Origin of the sequence: Pseudomonas sp. Yb2C2 (assembly GCF_052112325.1) — a bacterium.
In the GTDB taxonomy this organism is placed as follows: Bacteria; Pseudomonadota; Gammaproteobacteria; order Pseudomonadales; family Pseudomonadaceae; genus Aquipseudomonas; species Aquipseudomonas marginalis.
In genome coordinates, this window is sequence record NZ_JAVAJK010000006.1 from 1 (window position 1) to 14,316 (window position 14,316).

The following is a 14,316-nucleotide window of genomic DNA, read 5'->3' on the forward strand; positions in this document are numbered from 1 at the left end:
CCCTTGGCCCACCCCGCCCAACGCCGCTGGTACCTGCCGGTCTTCAGCGTCGCCGCCCTGGTGCTGCTGCCCCTGAGCGTGCTGTTGCTGTCCTGGCAAAGCATCGACGCGCAAATCTGGTCCCACCTGTGGGAAACCCAGATGCCGCGGTTGCTGGGCAACACCCTGACCCTGGTGCTGGGGGTCGGCGTCGGTGTAACCCTGTTGGGGGTCAGCCTCGCCTGGCTCACCAGCCTCTGCGAATTCCCCGGCCGGCGTTGGCTCGACTGGGCGTTGATGCTGCCCTTTGCCATTCCCGCCTATGTGCTGGCTTTCGTGTTTGTGGGCCTGCTGGATTTTTCAGGCCCCGTGCAGACCCTGCTGCGCGAAGGGTTCGGCACCGGCTTGCGTCTGCCACGGGTGCGCTCCACCAGCGGCGTGATCATTGTGCTGGTGCTGGTGTTCTATCCCTACGTGTACCTGTTGGCGCGCAGCGCATTCCTCGCCCAGGGCAAGGGCCTGATGGAGGCGGCACGGGTGCTGGGACAGTCGCCCTTGCAGGCATTCTGGCATGTGGCCCTGCCCATGGCGCGGCCGGCGATAGGGGCCGGGGTGGCGTTGGCACTGATGGAGACCCTGGCGGATTTCGGTGCGGTGTCGGTGTTCAACTTCGATACCTTCACCACCGCTATCTACAAGACCTGGTACGGCTTTTTCAGTCTGTCCAGCGCGGCCCAACTGGCCAGCCTGTTGCTGTTGGTGGTGATGCTGGTGCTGTATGGCGAACGGCGTGCCCGGGGCGCCAGTCGGGCTAGCAATGAACGGCCACGGGGCAAGGCGCTGTACCACTTGCGCGGGTTCAAGGCGGCGGCTGCCACTGCCTGGTGTGGATTGGTGTTTGCCTGTGCCTTTGTCATCCCGATGCTGCAATTGGTCGCCTGGTTCTGGCAGCGCGGCCGGTTCGACCTGGATGAGCGCTATTCGGGCCTGATCGTCCATACCCTTTACCTGGGCGGCATTGCCGCGCTGATCACGGTCAGCGTGGCGCTGGTACTGGCCTTCGCCAACCGCCTGGCGCCGACCCGGGCGATTCGCTCCGGTATCAGCCTGGCCAATGTCGGCTATGCCTTGCCGGGCTCGGTGCTGGCGGTGTCGATCATGCTGGCGTTCAGTTACCTGGACCGTGAGCTGGTGGTACCGCTGTCCGGCTGGCTCGGCGGGGCGGGCAAGCCATTGTTGCTGGGCAGTCTGTCGGCGCTGGTGCTGGCGTATCTGGTGCGCTTTCTGGCCGTGGCCTACGGGCCGCTGGAAAACAGCCTGGCGCGCATCCGGCCTTCGTTGCCGGAAGCAGCGCGTAGTTTGGGCGTGAGTGGGCCGCGACTGTTTTGCAAAGTGTATCTGCCGCTGTTGCTGCCCGGCACCCTGAGTGCAGCACTGCTGGTGTTCGTAGACGTGCTCAAGGAAATGCCCGCAACCCTGCTGATGCGCCCGTTCGGCTGGGACACCCTGGCGGTGCGGATCTTTGAAATGACCAGCGAAGGCGAGTGGGCGCGGGCTTCTCTGCCAGCGTTGACGCTGGTGCTGGTGGGGCTGCTGCCGGTCATCGGGCTGATCCGACGCTCCGCCCGACCAATCGGTTAGGTGCCAGTCCTACGGCTTGCGGCTACAATGCGCGGCATTCGGTGCGGTCCGTCCTTCGGATCGAGTCGCTGTACGTGGCTGCAGGCCTTGTCATTCAAGGTGTCCGGCACGGGCAACGACGCTGCGCACCTTCGCCAAGCCCGGAAGGAGAAACCCATGGGACAGCGTACGCCTCTGTATGACCTGCATCTCGCCCTCGGCGCGAAAATGGTCGATTTTGGCGGTTGGGATATGCCTTTGCACTACGGCTCGCAAGTTGAGGAGCACCATCAGGTGCGGCGCGACTGCGGGGTGTTCGATGTATCTCATATGACCGTGATCGATGTCACCGGCCCCCAGGCCAAGGATTGGCTCCAGCACCTGCTGGCCAATGATGTCGAGCGTTTGCACGGCTGTGGCCGTGCGTTGTACAGCGCCATGCTCAACGAGCAGGGCGGCGTGGTGGACGACATGATCGTCTACCGCACCGAGACCGGATACCGGCTGGTGGTCAACGCCGCCACCCGAGACCAGGACATGGCCTGGATCCAGGCGCAACTTGGCAGCTATCAGGTGCACCTGCATGAGCGGCCCGAGTTGGCCATGCTCGCCATTCAAGGTCCCCACGCCCGGCAGAAGATTGCCGAGTTGGTCACCCAGTCTCGCGGTACCCTGATCCACCAGCTCAAGCCCTTTGAAGGGCATGCCGACGGCGATTGGTTTATCGCACGCACGGGTTACACCGGTGAAGACGGCCTGGAAATTGTCCTGCCTGCCGATCAGGCGCCGGGTTTTTTCAACGATCTGGTCGGTGCGGGGATTTCCCCCATAGGCCTCGGCGCGCGGGACACCCTGCGGCTGGAAGCCGGCATGAACCTGTACGGCCAGGACATCCATCAGAACGTTTCGCCCCTGGCGGCCAACATGGCCTGGAGCATCGCCTGGGAACCTGCCGAGCGCAATTTCATCGGGCGTGCGGCGCTGGAAGCAGAGTTGGCCGCCGGTGTGCAGTTCAAACTGGTCGGGCTGGTACTGGAAGAACGTGGGGTTTTACGTGCTCACCAGGTGGTTCGCATCGCCAATGTTGGCGAAGGGGAGATCACCAGTGGTAGTTTCTCACCTACGCTGAGCAAATCCATTGCCCTGGCGCGTGTACCGACGGCGACTGCCGATCGGGCCGAAGTGGAAATCCGCGGCAAGTGGTACCCGGTTCGAGTGGTCAAACCGACCTTCGTGCGCCATGGCAAAACCTTGATCTAACTATTTCCGGCAGGCCAATGGCTGCTGACATTTCTTCTTGAGGACACAGACTATGAGCGATATCCCTGCCGACCTGCGTTTTGCCGAAAGTCACGAATGGGCCCGTCTGGAAGCTGACGGTACGGTGACCGTCGGGATCTCCGACCATGCTCAGGAAGCTTTGGGTGATGTGGTGTTTGTTGAGTTGGCCGAAGTCGGCGCTACGTTTGAAGCCGAAGGCCAGGCGGGTGTGGTTGAGTCGGTGAAGGCTGCTTCGGATATCTACGCCCCGGTTGCCGGTGAAGTGATTGCCGTCAACGAGGAGCTGGGTGGCAGCCCTGAGCTGCTGAACTCCGACCCTTACGGCGCGTGGATCTTCAAGCTCAAGCCAAGCAACCCGGCTGATCTGGAAAAACTGCTGGATGCGGCTGGCTACAAAGCCGCCATCGGCGAGTAACCGCAAGACCCATGTGGGAGGGAGCAAGCTCCCTCCCACATTCAATCGTCGTGAGCCGTGAGTGTTCAGTTCGCTTTCAGGACTGCCTTTACCGCCGCCACCGACCGCTCCACATCTGTCTCTGTCATCGCCGTGAACATCGGCAACGACACGATCAAACGTCCAACCTTTTCCGCTACCGGGAACATCCCTTCCTTGAACCCCTGTGCCCGATAAAGGCTCAGCAGGTGAATCGGCGGGTAGTGATAGCCAATGCCAACACCCTGTGCCTGCATTTTCTCCATGAAGGTTGCGCGGGCCGGCAGGCCATCGTGACGCTCCGGCAGCACCAACTGGAACAGGTGCCAGTTGCTGTTTTCGAAGTCGGCCGGCGGCAGTTGCGCGCCGTACTTTTCCTCGAAATCGCTGCCGAAACACTTGAAGTAGTGCCGGGCCAGGTGCTGGCGATGGGCGGTGATCTTCTCGATCTGGGCAAACTGCCCCAGGCCGATGGCTGCTGCGATGTCGGTCATGTTGAACTTGCCGCCCAGTACATCCACGTCCAGGCCGTCGAAGCCGGTGCGGGTGACGCCCTGCAGGCGGTATTTTTCCGCCAGGCGGGCTTCTTCGGCATTGTTCAACACCAGGCAACCGCCCTCGGAAGAGGTGATGTTCTTGTTGGCCTGGAAGCTGAACGATACAAAGTCCCCGGTGGAACCGATGCGTTCGCCATCCCAGCTGGAGCCCAGGGCCTGGGCGGCGTCTTCGACGATGCGCAGGTTGTACTTGTTGGCCAGTGCGTACAGCATCGGCATGTCCAGGGGCAGGCCGGCCAGGTACACCGGGATGATCGCCTTGGTGCGCGGGGTGATTGCGGCTTCCACCTGGGCCAGGTCGATATTGCGGGTGACCGGGTCGATGTCGGCGAACACCGGCGTGGCACCTACTTCCAGGATCACGTTGGCTGTTGCGACCCAGGAGATTGGTGTGGTGATGACTTCATCGCCGGGCCCGATACCGGCGATACGCAAGGCGATCTCCATGGTGCAAGTGCCCGAGTTGAAGGTGCGCACCGGCCGGCCGCCAAAGTATTCCGACAGCTGTGCTTCGAACGCCTGCACTTTCGGCCCGCTGGTGATCCAGCCCGAGCGCAGTACATCGCCGACCGCCGAGATGGTGGCTTCATCGATGGTAGGTTTGGAGAACGGCAGAAAGGGCTGTTGGCTCATGACGACGAAGGCATCCGTTTCAGATTGGCGATGAGTAAGCGAGGGTTCAGTCCCGGCATGGTGGCACGGTTAGACTGAATATAGCCTGTCGCCTGTGAATGAATCGTCATGCCACGGACACGGAAGTGCCGCTTGAACGGCGGCATTTCCTGTTGCCGGTCAGAAGTACACACGGGTTTCAAAGAACACACTCTGCTCCTTGAGCTTGCCCTTGAGCTGTTCATCACGAGCGTTTATCCGGTTGGTGAAGGTGTTGTAGCCGGTCTCGATACGGCCCATGTCCACGTAGCGCCAACCTGTGCCAAAGGAAATGCGGTCGTTGACCTTGGCATCCAGGCCCAAGCCTACGCTGTAGGCAAAATTATATTGGCGGTGGCTGGCAAAGCGACGGGTGTCATTGCTCTGAAAACCCTCGGCATCAATTTGTGCGACGCCCATCCCCGCCATGCCGTAGAACGACAGCCAATGGGTGAGCGGTATGTTTTTATAGCCGTTGACCATCACGCGCTGACTGTCCGCTTCAAGACGGTTGACGTTGGCATTGAAGGGCGACCAGAAGGAGTCGAAGGTCGAGCTGCCGGAGAGGGTGTATTCCCCTTCCGCGCGCCAGCCATTGGCGAAGGCATAACCTACTGCGTAGGATCCGGTGAATGTTTTAGTGCTATCAGGCGCTTCCACTCGTTCGGTGACGCGCGGGCTGGTCAACAGTGCACTGGATAGATTCTGGCGTGCACTGTTAAATTTTGCCGAGCCGTACCAGGCCTCTGCCTGTGCATAAGGCGTTGCAATAGCAGTGAGGAACAGAAAGGAAGATAGTTTTCGCATGGTTATCGATTCACTGAGGGGAAGGGTGGAATCGATAGCTTGTCGCCGGGTGAGCGCAGTGATCGAGAGGACTTCTCCTGTTCAATCGTCAACTCATCAGTCTTTGCTGTAGGAAGAAAAGCGGCACAAAAAAGCCGCTCCCAGGGAGCGGCTGTTTTAACCGGCGGTTTTACTCGGCGGCGATAGCGTTTTTCGCCAGGATAGCGTTGGCCAGCTCCATATCCGTGGCCTGCAGGCCAGGGTTGTCGGCGCGGACTTTCTGCATGGCGGCTTCCAGGTACGGGCCGCGGATACCGCCATCGCTGGCAACGAAGCTGCCTGCGTCGTCTTGTGCGGCAACCACCAGCTTGTGGTCCTTGAAGGTCAGGTAGGTCGAGCCGGTAGTGGCGCCCGACGAGATGACATTGCGCCAGAAACTGTCGGCCATGGCTGAACCGACAGGAAGGGAAAGCACAGCGAGGGTAGCGACAGCATATTTAAGACGCATGATGGGTGACTCCGGGTGGGTGATCTGTACCGTTTGATTGCAGTTAGCCCAGCCGAGTTCCATCACTGACTAAACAGTTTCTACCTTCAAGATCACGCCATCCAGGCCCACCACACGCACTTGAGCGCCTACTGGGCTGTCAGGCCCGGTCACCATCCAGACGCCATCACCGACTTTTACCTTGCCCCGACCCTCCACAATCGCCTGATGCACCACGAACACACGGCCGATCAGCTCCGAGCCACGCTCGTTGAGCCCCGGCTGGTCACTGGCTTTGGCGCTGCTGCGCTGGCGTTTCCACCAGTACACCGCCGTCAGTATCGACAGCACAGCGAACAGCAACAGTTGCCACTCCAGCCCGAGCGGCGGCACCAGAAACTTGATCACGCCCACGGCTGCCGCAGCTATGCCCATCCACAGCAGGTAGCCACCGGCGCCGAATACTTCAAGAATCAATAGCACTGTACCCAGTGCGAGCCAATCCCAGAACGAAAGATGCTGCAGGAAATCCCACATGGCGATCGCCTCAGGCTTTCTTGTTGTCGAAGGTTGCCTTGACGATTTCGCCGATGCCGCCGACAGCGCCGATCACCTGGCTGGCTTCCAGCGGCATCAGGATCACTTTGCTGTTATTGGCCGACGCCAATTTGCCAAGGGCATCGATGTATTTCTGCGCGACGAAGTAGTTGATGGCCTGTACGTTGCCGGTGGCAATCGCTTCGGAAACCACCTGGGTCGCGCGGGCCTCAGCCTCTGCCTGACGCTCACGGGCTTCAGACTCCAGGAACGCGGCCTGGCGTCCACCTTCGGCTTCAAGAATCTGTGCCTGCTTCTTGCCTTCGGCCGTCAGGATCGCCGACGCCCGCAGACCTTCGGCTTCCAGGATCTGTGCGCGCTTGATCCGCTCGGCTTTCATCTGGCCGGACATGGCGGCCATCAGGTCGGCGGGCGGGCTGATGTCCTTGATTTCGATCCGGGTGATCTTGATGCCCCACGGCGCCGTGGCTTCATCGACGGTGCGCAGCAGTTTTTCGTTGATGCCGTCGCGCTGGCTGAGCATGGCATCCAGCTCCATGGAGCCGAGCACGGTACGGATATTGGTTTGCAGCAGGTTGCGGATAGCGTGTTCGAGGTTGTTGACCTCGTAGGCGGCCTGGGCGGTATTGACCACCTGGAAGAAGCACACGGCGTCGATCTGCACGGTGGCGTTGTCGGCGGTGATGACTTCCTGGGGCGGGATATCCAGCACGCTTTCCATCACGTTGATCTTGCGGCCGATGCGGTCCATGACCGGGATGATGATGTTCAGACCCGGCTTGAGGGTGTTGGTGTACCGGCCGAAGCGCTCGACGGTCCACTGATAGCCCTGGGGTACCACCTTGAAGCCCATGAACAGGATGGCGATGGCCAGGCCCACGAAAAGAAGCAGTACGGTTCCGATCTGCATAGCGATTCCCTATCTGTTGGTGTCAGTTAAACGACGTTCGGCGGATTGTAACGGTCTTGTCACCGATAAGGACGGTTTCAGCACGGGGTAATCAACGCATTTGTTACCGAATCCCCAGGCGTCACTCGCAATACCTCGGCCATTGTGGTCAGCCCCGCCTTGACTTTACCCACGCCGGCCATGCGCAGGCCGCACATGCCTTGCGCCACCGCCTCCCTGCGCAGGGACTGCGCGTCGGCGCCTGGCGTGATCAGCGCCTTGAGCGAGTCATTCAGCACCATGATCTCGTAGACCCCGGCGCGCCCGCGAAACCCGCTGTTTCGGCATTCTGCACACCCTACCGCTTCGTGAGCATCGCCCGCCACCCGCTTGCAATGAGGGCACAGCAAGCGCACCAAGCGCTGCGCCATTACGCCCAATAACGTGGCCTTGATCAAATAATGAGCAATGCCCAGTTCCTGCAAGCGGCTGATGGCGCTGGGCGCATCGTTGGTGTGCAGCGTCGAGAGCACCAAATGCCCGGTCAATGCGGCCTGGATCGCCATCTCGGCGGTTTCCTGGTCGCGGATCTCGCCGATCATGATGATGTCCGGGTCCTGGCGAAGCAGGGCTCGGATGCCGTTGGCGAACGTCAGGTCGATATTGGGCTGTACCTGCATTTGGTTAAACGCCGGCTCGACCATCTCGATCGGGTCTTCCACGGTGCAAAGATTAACCTCCCGGGTCGCCAAGTGTTTGAGCGTGGTGTAGAGGGTGCTGGTCTTGCCTGAACCGGTAGGCCCCGTGACCAGGATGATGCCGTTGGTGTGGCGCGTCATGTCGTGCCATCGCTGCTGGTCCTCGGCCGACAAGCCCAGCTCGTCAAAGTCCTTGAGCAGCACCTGCGGGTCGAAAATCCGCATCACCAGTTTCTCGCCAAAGGCGGTGGGCAAGGTCGACAGCCGCAACTCGACTTCTGTGCCGGCAGGGCTTTTGGTCTTGACCCGACCATCCTGGGGTTTGCGTTTTTCCGCCACGTTCATCCGCCCGAGGCTTTTCAGGCGGCTGACCACCGCCATCGTCACTTGGGGTGGAAATTGATAGACGTCGTGCAGCAGCCCATCAATGCGAAAGCGCACGCGTCCTTGCTCACGGCACGGCTCGATATGAATATCACTGGCCCGCTGGGCGAACGCGTATTGCAACAGCCAGTCGACGATATTGACGATATGCGCGTCGTTGGCGTCCGGCTCCTGGTCGCTGGCGCCGAGGTTGAGCAACTCGACGTTGCCAGGCCCCGCCACCTTTTGATCCGCACCGCTGACGGACTTCGCCAGCCGGTAGAATTCGCTGATACAACGCTGAATGTCCTGGGGGTTGGCAACCACGCGCCTGATCGAGCGCTGGAGCACTTGTGCCAGTCCCGATTCCCAGCTGGTGACATGGGGCTGGGCGCTGGCAACGGTGACGGTCTGCGCGTCCACGGCTACCGCAAGGATGGCGTGGCATTGGGCAAACGCGTGGGACATCAGCGGCACGACCGTTGCGACATCGATCTTCAGCGGGTCGATACGCCAATAAGGTTGCCCCACATGTTGGGCAAGCCACTGGGTCAGGGTTTCCAGGGAAGGCCCATGGGCGGCGATGCACTCCAACGGATGCTGGGCGTTGCCGGCGGGCAGCGCTGATAAGCGCTTCGCGATGTCGGGAGCAATCACCCCTCCCTCGACCAGCGCCGGGAGCAACTGATGCAGTTCCAATCGGTGATCAGCAGGCATGAAGGTGTTCCTGGGTAGCCTCGGACGACATTTCAGGCTAGCCAGCCGCCGAATATCTTCCTCCCAGCGTATGTTGCAGGCCTTTACCGAGCTGCTGCCGCCACGGCCGCAGGCCCCACGGAATCAGCGCGCCACACATGCAGCGTGCACACGCTGATCAGGTTTCGAATCTTTTCGGCGATCACTTGGGCGCGATGCCAGCTCAGGCTATCCATCACGATATCGATGTTCAGCAGGTCTTCCTGGCGGCTCACGTTGACCTGGCTCGGTGTCAGGAACTGCAACGCAAAATAGTTGAGTACCCGACACAACACATCGGGCTCCGCCTCGGCGACGATCCGGTAATGCGCCTGGCAATGGGCGCTGCTGGCAGCCCACGCATCGACGCGGGTCATGGGGTAGGTGGTTTCGACGGCATGCATGCTGACTCTCCAGATTCGACTGGAGAAATTTTTACATTCGCTTCGGGAGATTTCTTATCTAAGATGAGCCTGATTTGCGTTTTATTGAATCAATCAATTCATAAAGTCCATACATAAAGGTATTTTTATGCACAGCGAATTGGACGTCTACGACCGCCGCATCCTGGCCCTGCTGCAAGAGGACGCCTCGCTGTCCAGCGCGCAGATCGCCGAACAGGTCGGACTGTCCCAGTCGCCGTGCTGGCGACGCATCCAGCGGCTCAAGGAGGAAGGAGTGATTCGCGGCCAGGTCACTCTGCTGGATCGCAAGAAGATCGGCCTGAATACGCAGATCTTTGCCGAGGTCAAACTCAACGCCCACGGCCGATCCAACTTCACCGAGTTCACCGACGCGATTCGTGGGTTTCCGGAAGTGCTGGAGTGCTATGTGCTGATGGGGGCGGTGGATTTTCTGCTGCGCATCGTGACGTCGGACATTGAGGCGTACGAGCGGTTTTTCTTCGAGAAGTTATCGATGGTGCCGGGGATTCAGGAGGTCAACTCGATCGTGGCGCTGTCCGAGATCAAGTCGACCACCAGCCTGCCAGTATTGCGCTGACAGGATCGGCCTCATCGGGGGCTAGGCCCCCGATGGCGATATTACAGGCGCAGCAGGGTCTTCCAGGCACGGTTCTGATACACCGCAATCGCCTGATGCATGCGCGCATCCAGCGACTCGTCGGTGATCGGCTGGTTGGCCAGTTGCGCCAGCTTGTTCAGCTCGCCGTACAAACGATCCAGTTCCGCAATGTCCACCACGTTACGCGCATGGTGCAGCCAGGCCTGGATGCGTTCGATGCGCGGCAGTTGCTCGGCCAGGTCTTCCGGTTGCTGCTGGTAGCGCGGCAGTTGCAGGGCGACGGCATCGTCGGCCAGCAGGCGCGGCAGCCAGTTGGTGATTTGCGCGGCGCCCTGGCGGTTACCGCGCACGTTGCGGTCGGCAGTCCAGGTGCGGGCCATCAGCCAGCGTGACATGCTCAGCGAGAACAAGCCCCAGCGCACGTCGTCCAATTCTTCGGCAAACTGCTCGGGTGCGGCTTTGCGGATGTCTTCGTCGTCGTCACCGGCCTGGACCAGCGGGCGCCAGTCTTCCAGCAGTGCATCGAGTGCGCTGCGCAGTTCGCTGGTGGATTGACGCGGCGCGGCCTGGCCGAGGCTGCCGATCAGGGCGCGCAGTTCGCCGAGGTTGTCGACCCAGTCCTGCAGCAGACGCCAGTGGCCATTGAAGCGGTATTGCTCGGCCAGGCGCTGGCTGCTGCCGAGCAGGTGCCACATGATTGCGGCGAAGGCGTCGTCCAGCGGCATTTCGGCGTGGATCTGCGGCGCCGGCAGGCTCAGGGAGTAGCTGCTGGCGTCGTACAGGCGGTAGCCGCGCTCGGCCTTGCTGATGTCACACGGCATCAGTGCGAGGGTGGCGGCCAGCTCGGCGGCCAACTCCAGCAGCGCAGCCGGCTCGCCTTCGCGCAGTTCCAGTTCCAGCTCGCAGATTTCTTCTTTCTGCTTACCCACGACCACATGGCCCAGGTCCAGGGCGGCTTCGATCACCACCTTGGCCTTGCCACGGCCCCAGGCGATTTCGGCGCGCTCGCGCACGAAGTCGGTGGTGAAGATCGGCTTGAGGGTCTTTTTGTCCAGATCGGCCAGTTGCTCGGGCCAGCAGTCGCCGTCGAGTTTCTTCACGTCGAGCTTGGACTTGGGCAGGTCCCAGTTGTACTCATTGCGTTCCGATAGGCCGGCGACGCTTTGGCCACGGGTCTTGAGGGTCTGGATAATGTCGTCACCGTCCTTGCGCAGGCGCAGGGCGACTTTGGCCTGGGCCAGGTCACGCTCGGGGGTGTCGAAGTACTGGTTCATCAACTCACGGCGTTCCCAGCCACTTTTGTTGCGTTTTTTCAGTAGCGGGTGCTCACGCAGCGCGGCGAGTGTTTCGCGGCTGACGCGGAGCTTGATTTCGGTTTCTTTCTGCATGGCCGGAAAATCCAGGATCGGGAGCGCAGCCGGGGAAAAGAGTGGCTGCCAAGGTCGTGCAGTGTACAGGACTGAGCCCGGCAACGCGCCGCAACGGTTTATTGTCTCGTGCAGATGCCTCTATAGTGGGGCTCATCCGGGAAGTAGGGAGACCGCGTATGCCGTTACCGTCCATGAAAGAGCAGTTCGCCGCGCTGATTGCCGCGCCTTCGGTGAGTTGCACCCAAGTGTCTCTCGACCAGACCAACCGCCCGGTGATCGATTTGCTCGCCGGTTGGTTGGGCGACCTGGGGTTCTCCATTGACATCCAACCGGTCAGCCCCGGCAAATTCAACCTGCTGGCCAGCTTTGGCACAGGCCCCGGCGGCCTGGTATTGGCCGGCCATAGCGACACCGTTCCTTATGACGCTGCGTTGTGGAAGACCGATCCGCTCAAGCTGACGGAAGTCGACGGCCGCTGGGTAGGATTGGGCAGTTGCGACATGAAGGGTTTTTTCGCGCTGGCGATTGAAGCGGTGTTGCCGTTGCTGGACCAACCGTTCAAGCAACCGTTGCTGATCCTCGCCACCTGCGATGAAGAAAGCTCCATGTCCGGTGCCCGGGCATTGGCCGAAGCCGGGCGCCCGTTGGGCCGCGCGGCGGTGATCGGTGAACCGACCGGCCTCAAGCCGATCCGCCTGCACAAAGGCGTGATGATGGAGCGTATCGACATTCTGGGCCAAAGCGGCCATTCGTCGGACCCAAGCCTGGGACACAGCGCCCTGGAAGCCATGCATGACGCCATCGGCGAGCTGCGCGGCCTGCGCCTGGCCTGGCAGCGCGAGTACCGCAACCCGCAATTCAGCGTGCCGCAACCGACCATGAACTTCGGCTGTATCCATGGTGGCGACAACCCCAACCGTATCTGCGGCCAGTGCTCCCTGGAATTCGACCTGCGGCCCTTGCCGGGCATGGATCCCGAAGTGCTGCGTGCGGCTATCCGGCAAAAGCTCGGACCCCTGGCCGAGCGCCATAAGGTCAAGATCGACTACGCGCCGTTATTCCCCGCAGTGCCGCCGTTCGAGCAGGTCGAAGACGCCGAGTTGGTGCGGGTCGCGGAACGATTGACCGGGCATCGTGCCGAAGCAGTAGCGTTCGGCACCGAAGCGCCTTATCTTCAGCGCCTTGGTTGTGAAACCCTGGTGCTCGGCCCTGGCGACATCGCCTGTGCCCATCAACCGGGCGAGTACCTCGAAATGTCACGCTTGACGCCTACAGTGCGTCTATTGCGGGAACTGATCGAACATTACTGCCTGAAACCTGCGTAAATTAACCCCTGTCCATTCGTACATAAGGAGAGCGAGCGTGTCGCCAAGCCTGTTCCGACGATAACCATCAGCCCGCTGTGCGTTTTCACGACTCATCCTTTTTCGGCTGCTTCTTATTACAGGCCCAGGTTCCATGCCCGACTACGTTAATTGGCTTCGTCACGCTTCGCCCTACATCAACGCCCACCGCGACTGCACCTTTGTGGTCATGTTGCCCGGCGACGGTGTGGATCATCCGAACTTCGGCAATATCGTCCACGACCTGGTGCTGCTTCACAGCCTGGGCGTGCGCCTGGTGCTGGTGCACGGTTCGCGTCCACAGATCGAAGCGCGCCTTGAAGCGCGCGGCCTGGTCCCGACTTACCATGAAGGCATGCGCATCACCGATGCCGCGACGCTGGAGTGTGTGATCGACGCGGTCGGCCACCTGCGTATCGCCATCGAAGCGCGCCTGTCGATGGACATGGCCTCGTCGCCGATGCAGGGCTCGCGCCTGCGGGTGGCCAGCGGCAACCTGGTGACGGCGCGGCCTATCGGTGTGCTTGAAGGCGTGGATTACCACCACACCGGCGAAGTGCGCCGGGTCGATCGCAAGGGCATCAATCGCCTGCTGGATGAGCGCTCCATTGTGCTGCTGTCGCCCCTGGGCTATTCGCCGACGGGGGAGATCTTCAACCTGGCCTGCGAAGACGTCGCCACCCGCGCCGCCATCGACCTGGGGGCGGACAAGCTGCTGCTGTTCGGCGCTGATCTCGGCCTGATCGATGAAAATGGCCGCCTCGTCCGCGAACTGCGCCCGCAACAAGTACCGGCACACCTGCAACGCCTGGGCAGCAGCAACTACCAGTCCGAATTGCTCGATGCGGCGGCCGAGGCCTGTCGTGGCGGGGTAGGGCGCAGCCACATCGTCAGCTACGCCGAAGACGGCGCCTTGCTCACCGAACTGTTCACCCGCGATGGCGGCGGCACGCTGGTAGCCCAGGAGCAATTCGAACGGGTGCGCGAGGCGGCGATTGAAGACGTCGGCGGCTTGCTCGACCTGATCAGCCCCCTGGAAGAACAGGGCATCCTGGTGCGCCGTTCGCGGGAAGTGCTCGAGCGTGAGATCGAGCAGTTCAGCGTGGTGGAGCGCGAAGGCATGATCATCGCGTGTGCGGCGTTGTATCAGATCGCCGATTCGGACGCGGGTGAACTGGCTTGCCTGGCGGTGAACCCGGAGTACCGCCACGGCGGGCGGGGTGACGAGCTGCTGGAGCGTATCGAAACCCGTGCCCGGGCCCAGGGGTTGAAGACGCTGTTCGTACTTACCACGCGGACTGCCCACTGGTTCCGTGAGCGTGGCTTCGTGCCGAGCAGCGTGGATCGCCTGCCATCGGCACGGGCCTCGCTGTACAACTACCAGCGCAACTCGAAGATTTTCGAGAAGGCCTTGTAGAGCCCTACCCCCAAGTCACCGGGCAGGCTCGTGCAAGAGCCTGCCGTCACGCACGACTAAAGTTTAAGCATTCTTGATCTGACGCCGATAACAGGTGGGCGGCTATGGATAGAGTGTGGACGCTCG

The 14,316-nt window shown here is 61.3% G+C and carries 14 protein-coding genes; 6 read left to right on the forward strand and 8 right to left on the reverse strand.

All coding sequences use genetic code 11. From position 1 onward, the window contains the following. The first annotated feature begins 3 nt into the window (after positions 1-3). The 3 genes from Q8X51_RS09730 to gcvH all read left to right on the forward strand — a co-directional run bounded on the left by Q8X51_RS09730 (position 4) and on the right by gcvH (position 3,295). Positions 4-1,620 carry an ABC transporter permease gene (locus tag Q8X51_RS09730; protein WP_065926642.1) on the forward strand — a complete coding sequence of 539 codons (1,617 nt, stop codon included), beginning with the start codon at positions 4-6 and terminating at the stop codon, positions 1,618-1,620. Between the two features lie 156 nt (positions 1,621-1,776). After that, entirely contained in the window at positions 1,777-2,859 is a 1,083-nt protein-coding gene (gene gcvT, locus Q8X51_RS09735) for a glycine cleavage system aminomethyltransferase GcvT (RefSeq protein ID WP_137211696.1), read from the forward strand. Positions 2,860-2,911: 52 nt separating this feature from the next. Next, positions 2,912-3,295 (forward strand): glycine cleavage system protein GcvH, encoded by a 384-nt coding sequence (gene gcvH, locus Q8X51_RS09740; protein WP_065926640.1) that lies wholly within the window; start codon positions 2,912-2,914, stop codon positions 3,293-3,295. 65 nt (positions 3,296-3,360) lie between these two features. On the opposite strand, the gene Q8X51_RS09745 is transcribed toward gcvH, so the two are convergent. From Q8X51_RS09745 to Q8X51_RS09775, 7 genes are all read right to left on the reverse strand, one after another. Beyond that, positions 3,361-4,503 (reverse strand): DegT/DnrJ/EryC1/StrS family aminotransferase, encoded by a 1,143-nt coding sequence (locus Q8X51_RS09745; RefSeq protein WP_330215145.1) that lies wholly within the window; start codon positions 4,501-4,503, stop codon positions 3,361-3,363. A gap of 159 nt (positions 4,504-4,662) precedes the next feature. Further along, positions 4,663-5,334, reverse strand: a complete 672-nt coding sequence (locus Q8X51_RS09750; protein WP_083381389.1) for an outer membrane protein — start codon at positions 5,332-5,334, stop codon at positions 4,663-4,665. Positions 5,335-5,497: 163 nt separating this feature from the next. Then, a complete protein-coding gene (locus Q8X51_RS09755; RefSeq protein ID WP_027608386.1) occupies positions 5,498-5,815 on the reverse strand; it encodes a DUF2388 domain-containing protein in 318 nt (105 codons plus the stop codon). Positions 5,816-5,884: 69 nt separating this feature from the next. After that, entirely contained in the window at positions 5,885-6,331 is a 447-nt protein-coding gene (locus tag Q8X51_RS09760; RefSeq protein WP_027608387.1) for an NfeD family protein, read from the reverse strand. A gap of 10 nt (positions 6,332-6,341) precedes the next feature. Beyond that, positions 6,342-7,262 carry an SPFH domain-containing protein gene (locus Q8X51_RS09765; RefSeq protein WP_027608388.1) on the reverse strand — a complete coding sequence of 307 codons (921 nt, stop codon included), beginning with the start codon at positions 7,260-7,262 and terminating at the stop codon, positions 6,342-6,344. Positions 7,263-7,339: 77 nt separating this feature from the next. Continuing rightward, positions 7,340-9,019, reverse strand: a complete 1,680-nt coding sequence (locus tag Q8X51_RS09770) for a GspE/PulE family protein (protein ID WP_407693694.1) — start codon at positions 9,017-9,019, stop codon at positions 7,340-7,342. 83 nt (positions 9,020-9,102) lie between these two features. After that, entirely contained in the window at positions 9,103-9,441 is a 339-nt protein-coding gene (locus Q8X51_RS09775) for a hypothetical protein (RefSeq protein ID WP_115485533.1), read from the reverse strand. A gap of 127 nt (positions 9,442-9,568) precedes the next feature. Between Q8X51_RS09775 and Q8X51_RS09780 the strand changes: the two genes are divergently transcribed. Further along, entirely contained in the window at positions 9,569-10,039 is a 471-nt protein-coding gene (locus Q8X51_RS09780) for an Lrp/AsnC family transcriptional regulator (RefSeq protein ID WP_033897555.1), read from the forward strand. Between the two features lie 41 nt (positions 10,040-10,080). Here the strand turns inward: Q8X51_RS09780 and Q8X51_RS09785 are convergent, their stop codons facing one another. Then, positions 10,081-11,448 (reverse strand): CYTH domain-containing protein, encoded by a 1,368-nt coding sequence (locus Q8X51_RS09785; protein WP_407693693.1) that lies wholly within the window; start codon positions 11,446-11,448, stop codon positions 10,081-10,083. Between the two features lie 158 nt (positions 11,449-11,606). On the opposite strand from Q8X51_RS09785, the gene argE reads away from it, so the two are divergent. Together argE and argA are read left to right on the forward strand one after the other, a co-directional pair. Next, positions 11,607-12,755, forward strand: coding sequence for an acetylornithine deacetylase (gene argE / locus Q8X51_RS09790; protein ID WP_065926634.1), 1,149 nt, complete (start codon positions 11,607-11,609; stop codon positions 12,753-12,755). A gap of 133 nt (positions 12,756-12,888) precedes the next feature. After that, positions 12,889-14,190, forward strand: coding sequence for an amino-acid N-acetyltransferase (gene argA, locus Q8X51_RS09795; protein ID WP_027608393.1), 1,302 nt, complete (start codon positions 12,889-12,891; stop codon positions 14,188-14,190). Positions 14,191-14,316 lie beyond the last annotated feature (126 nt).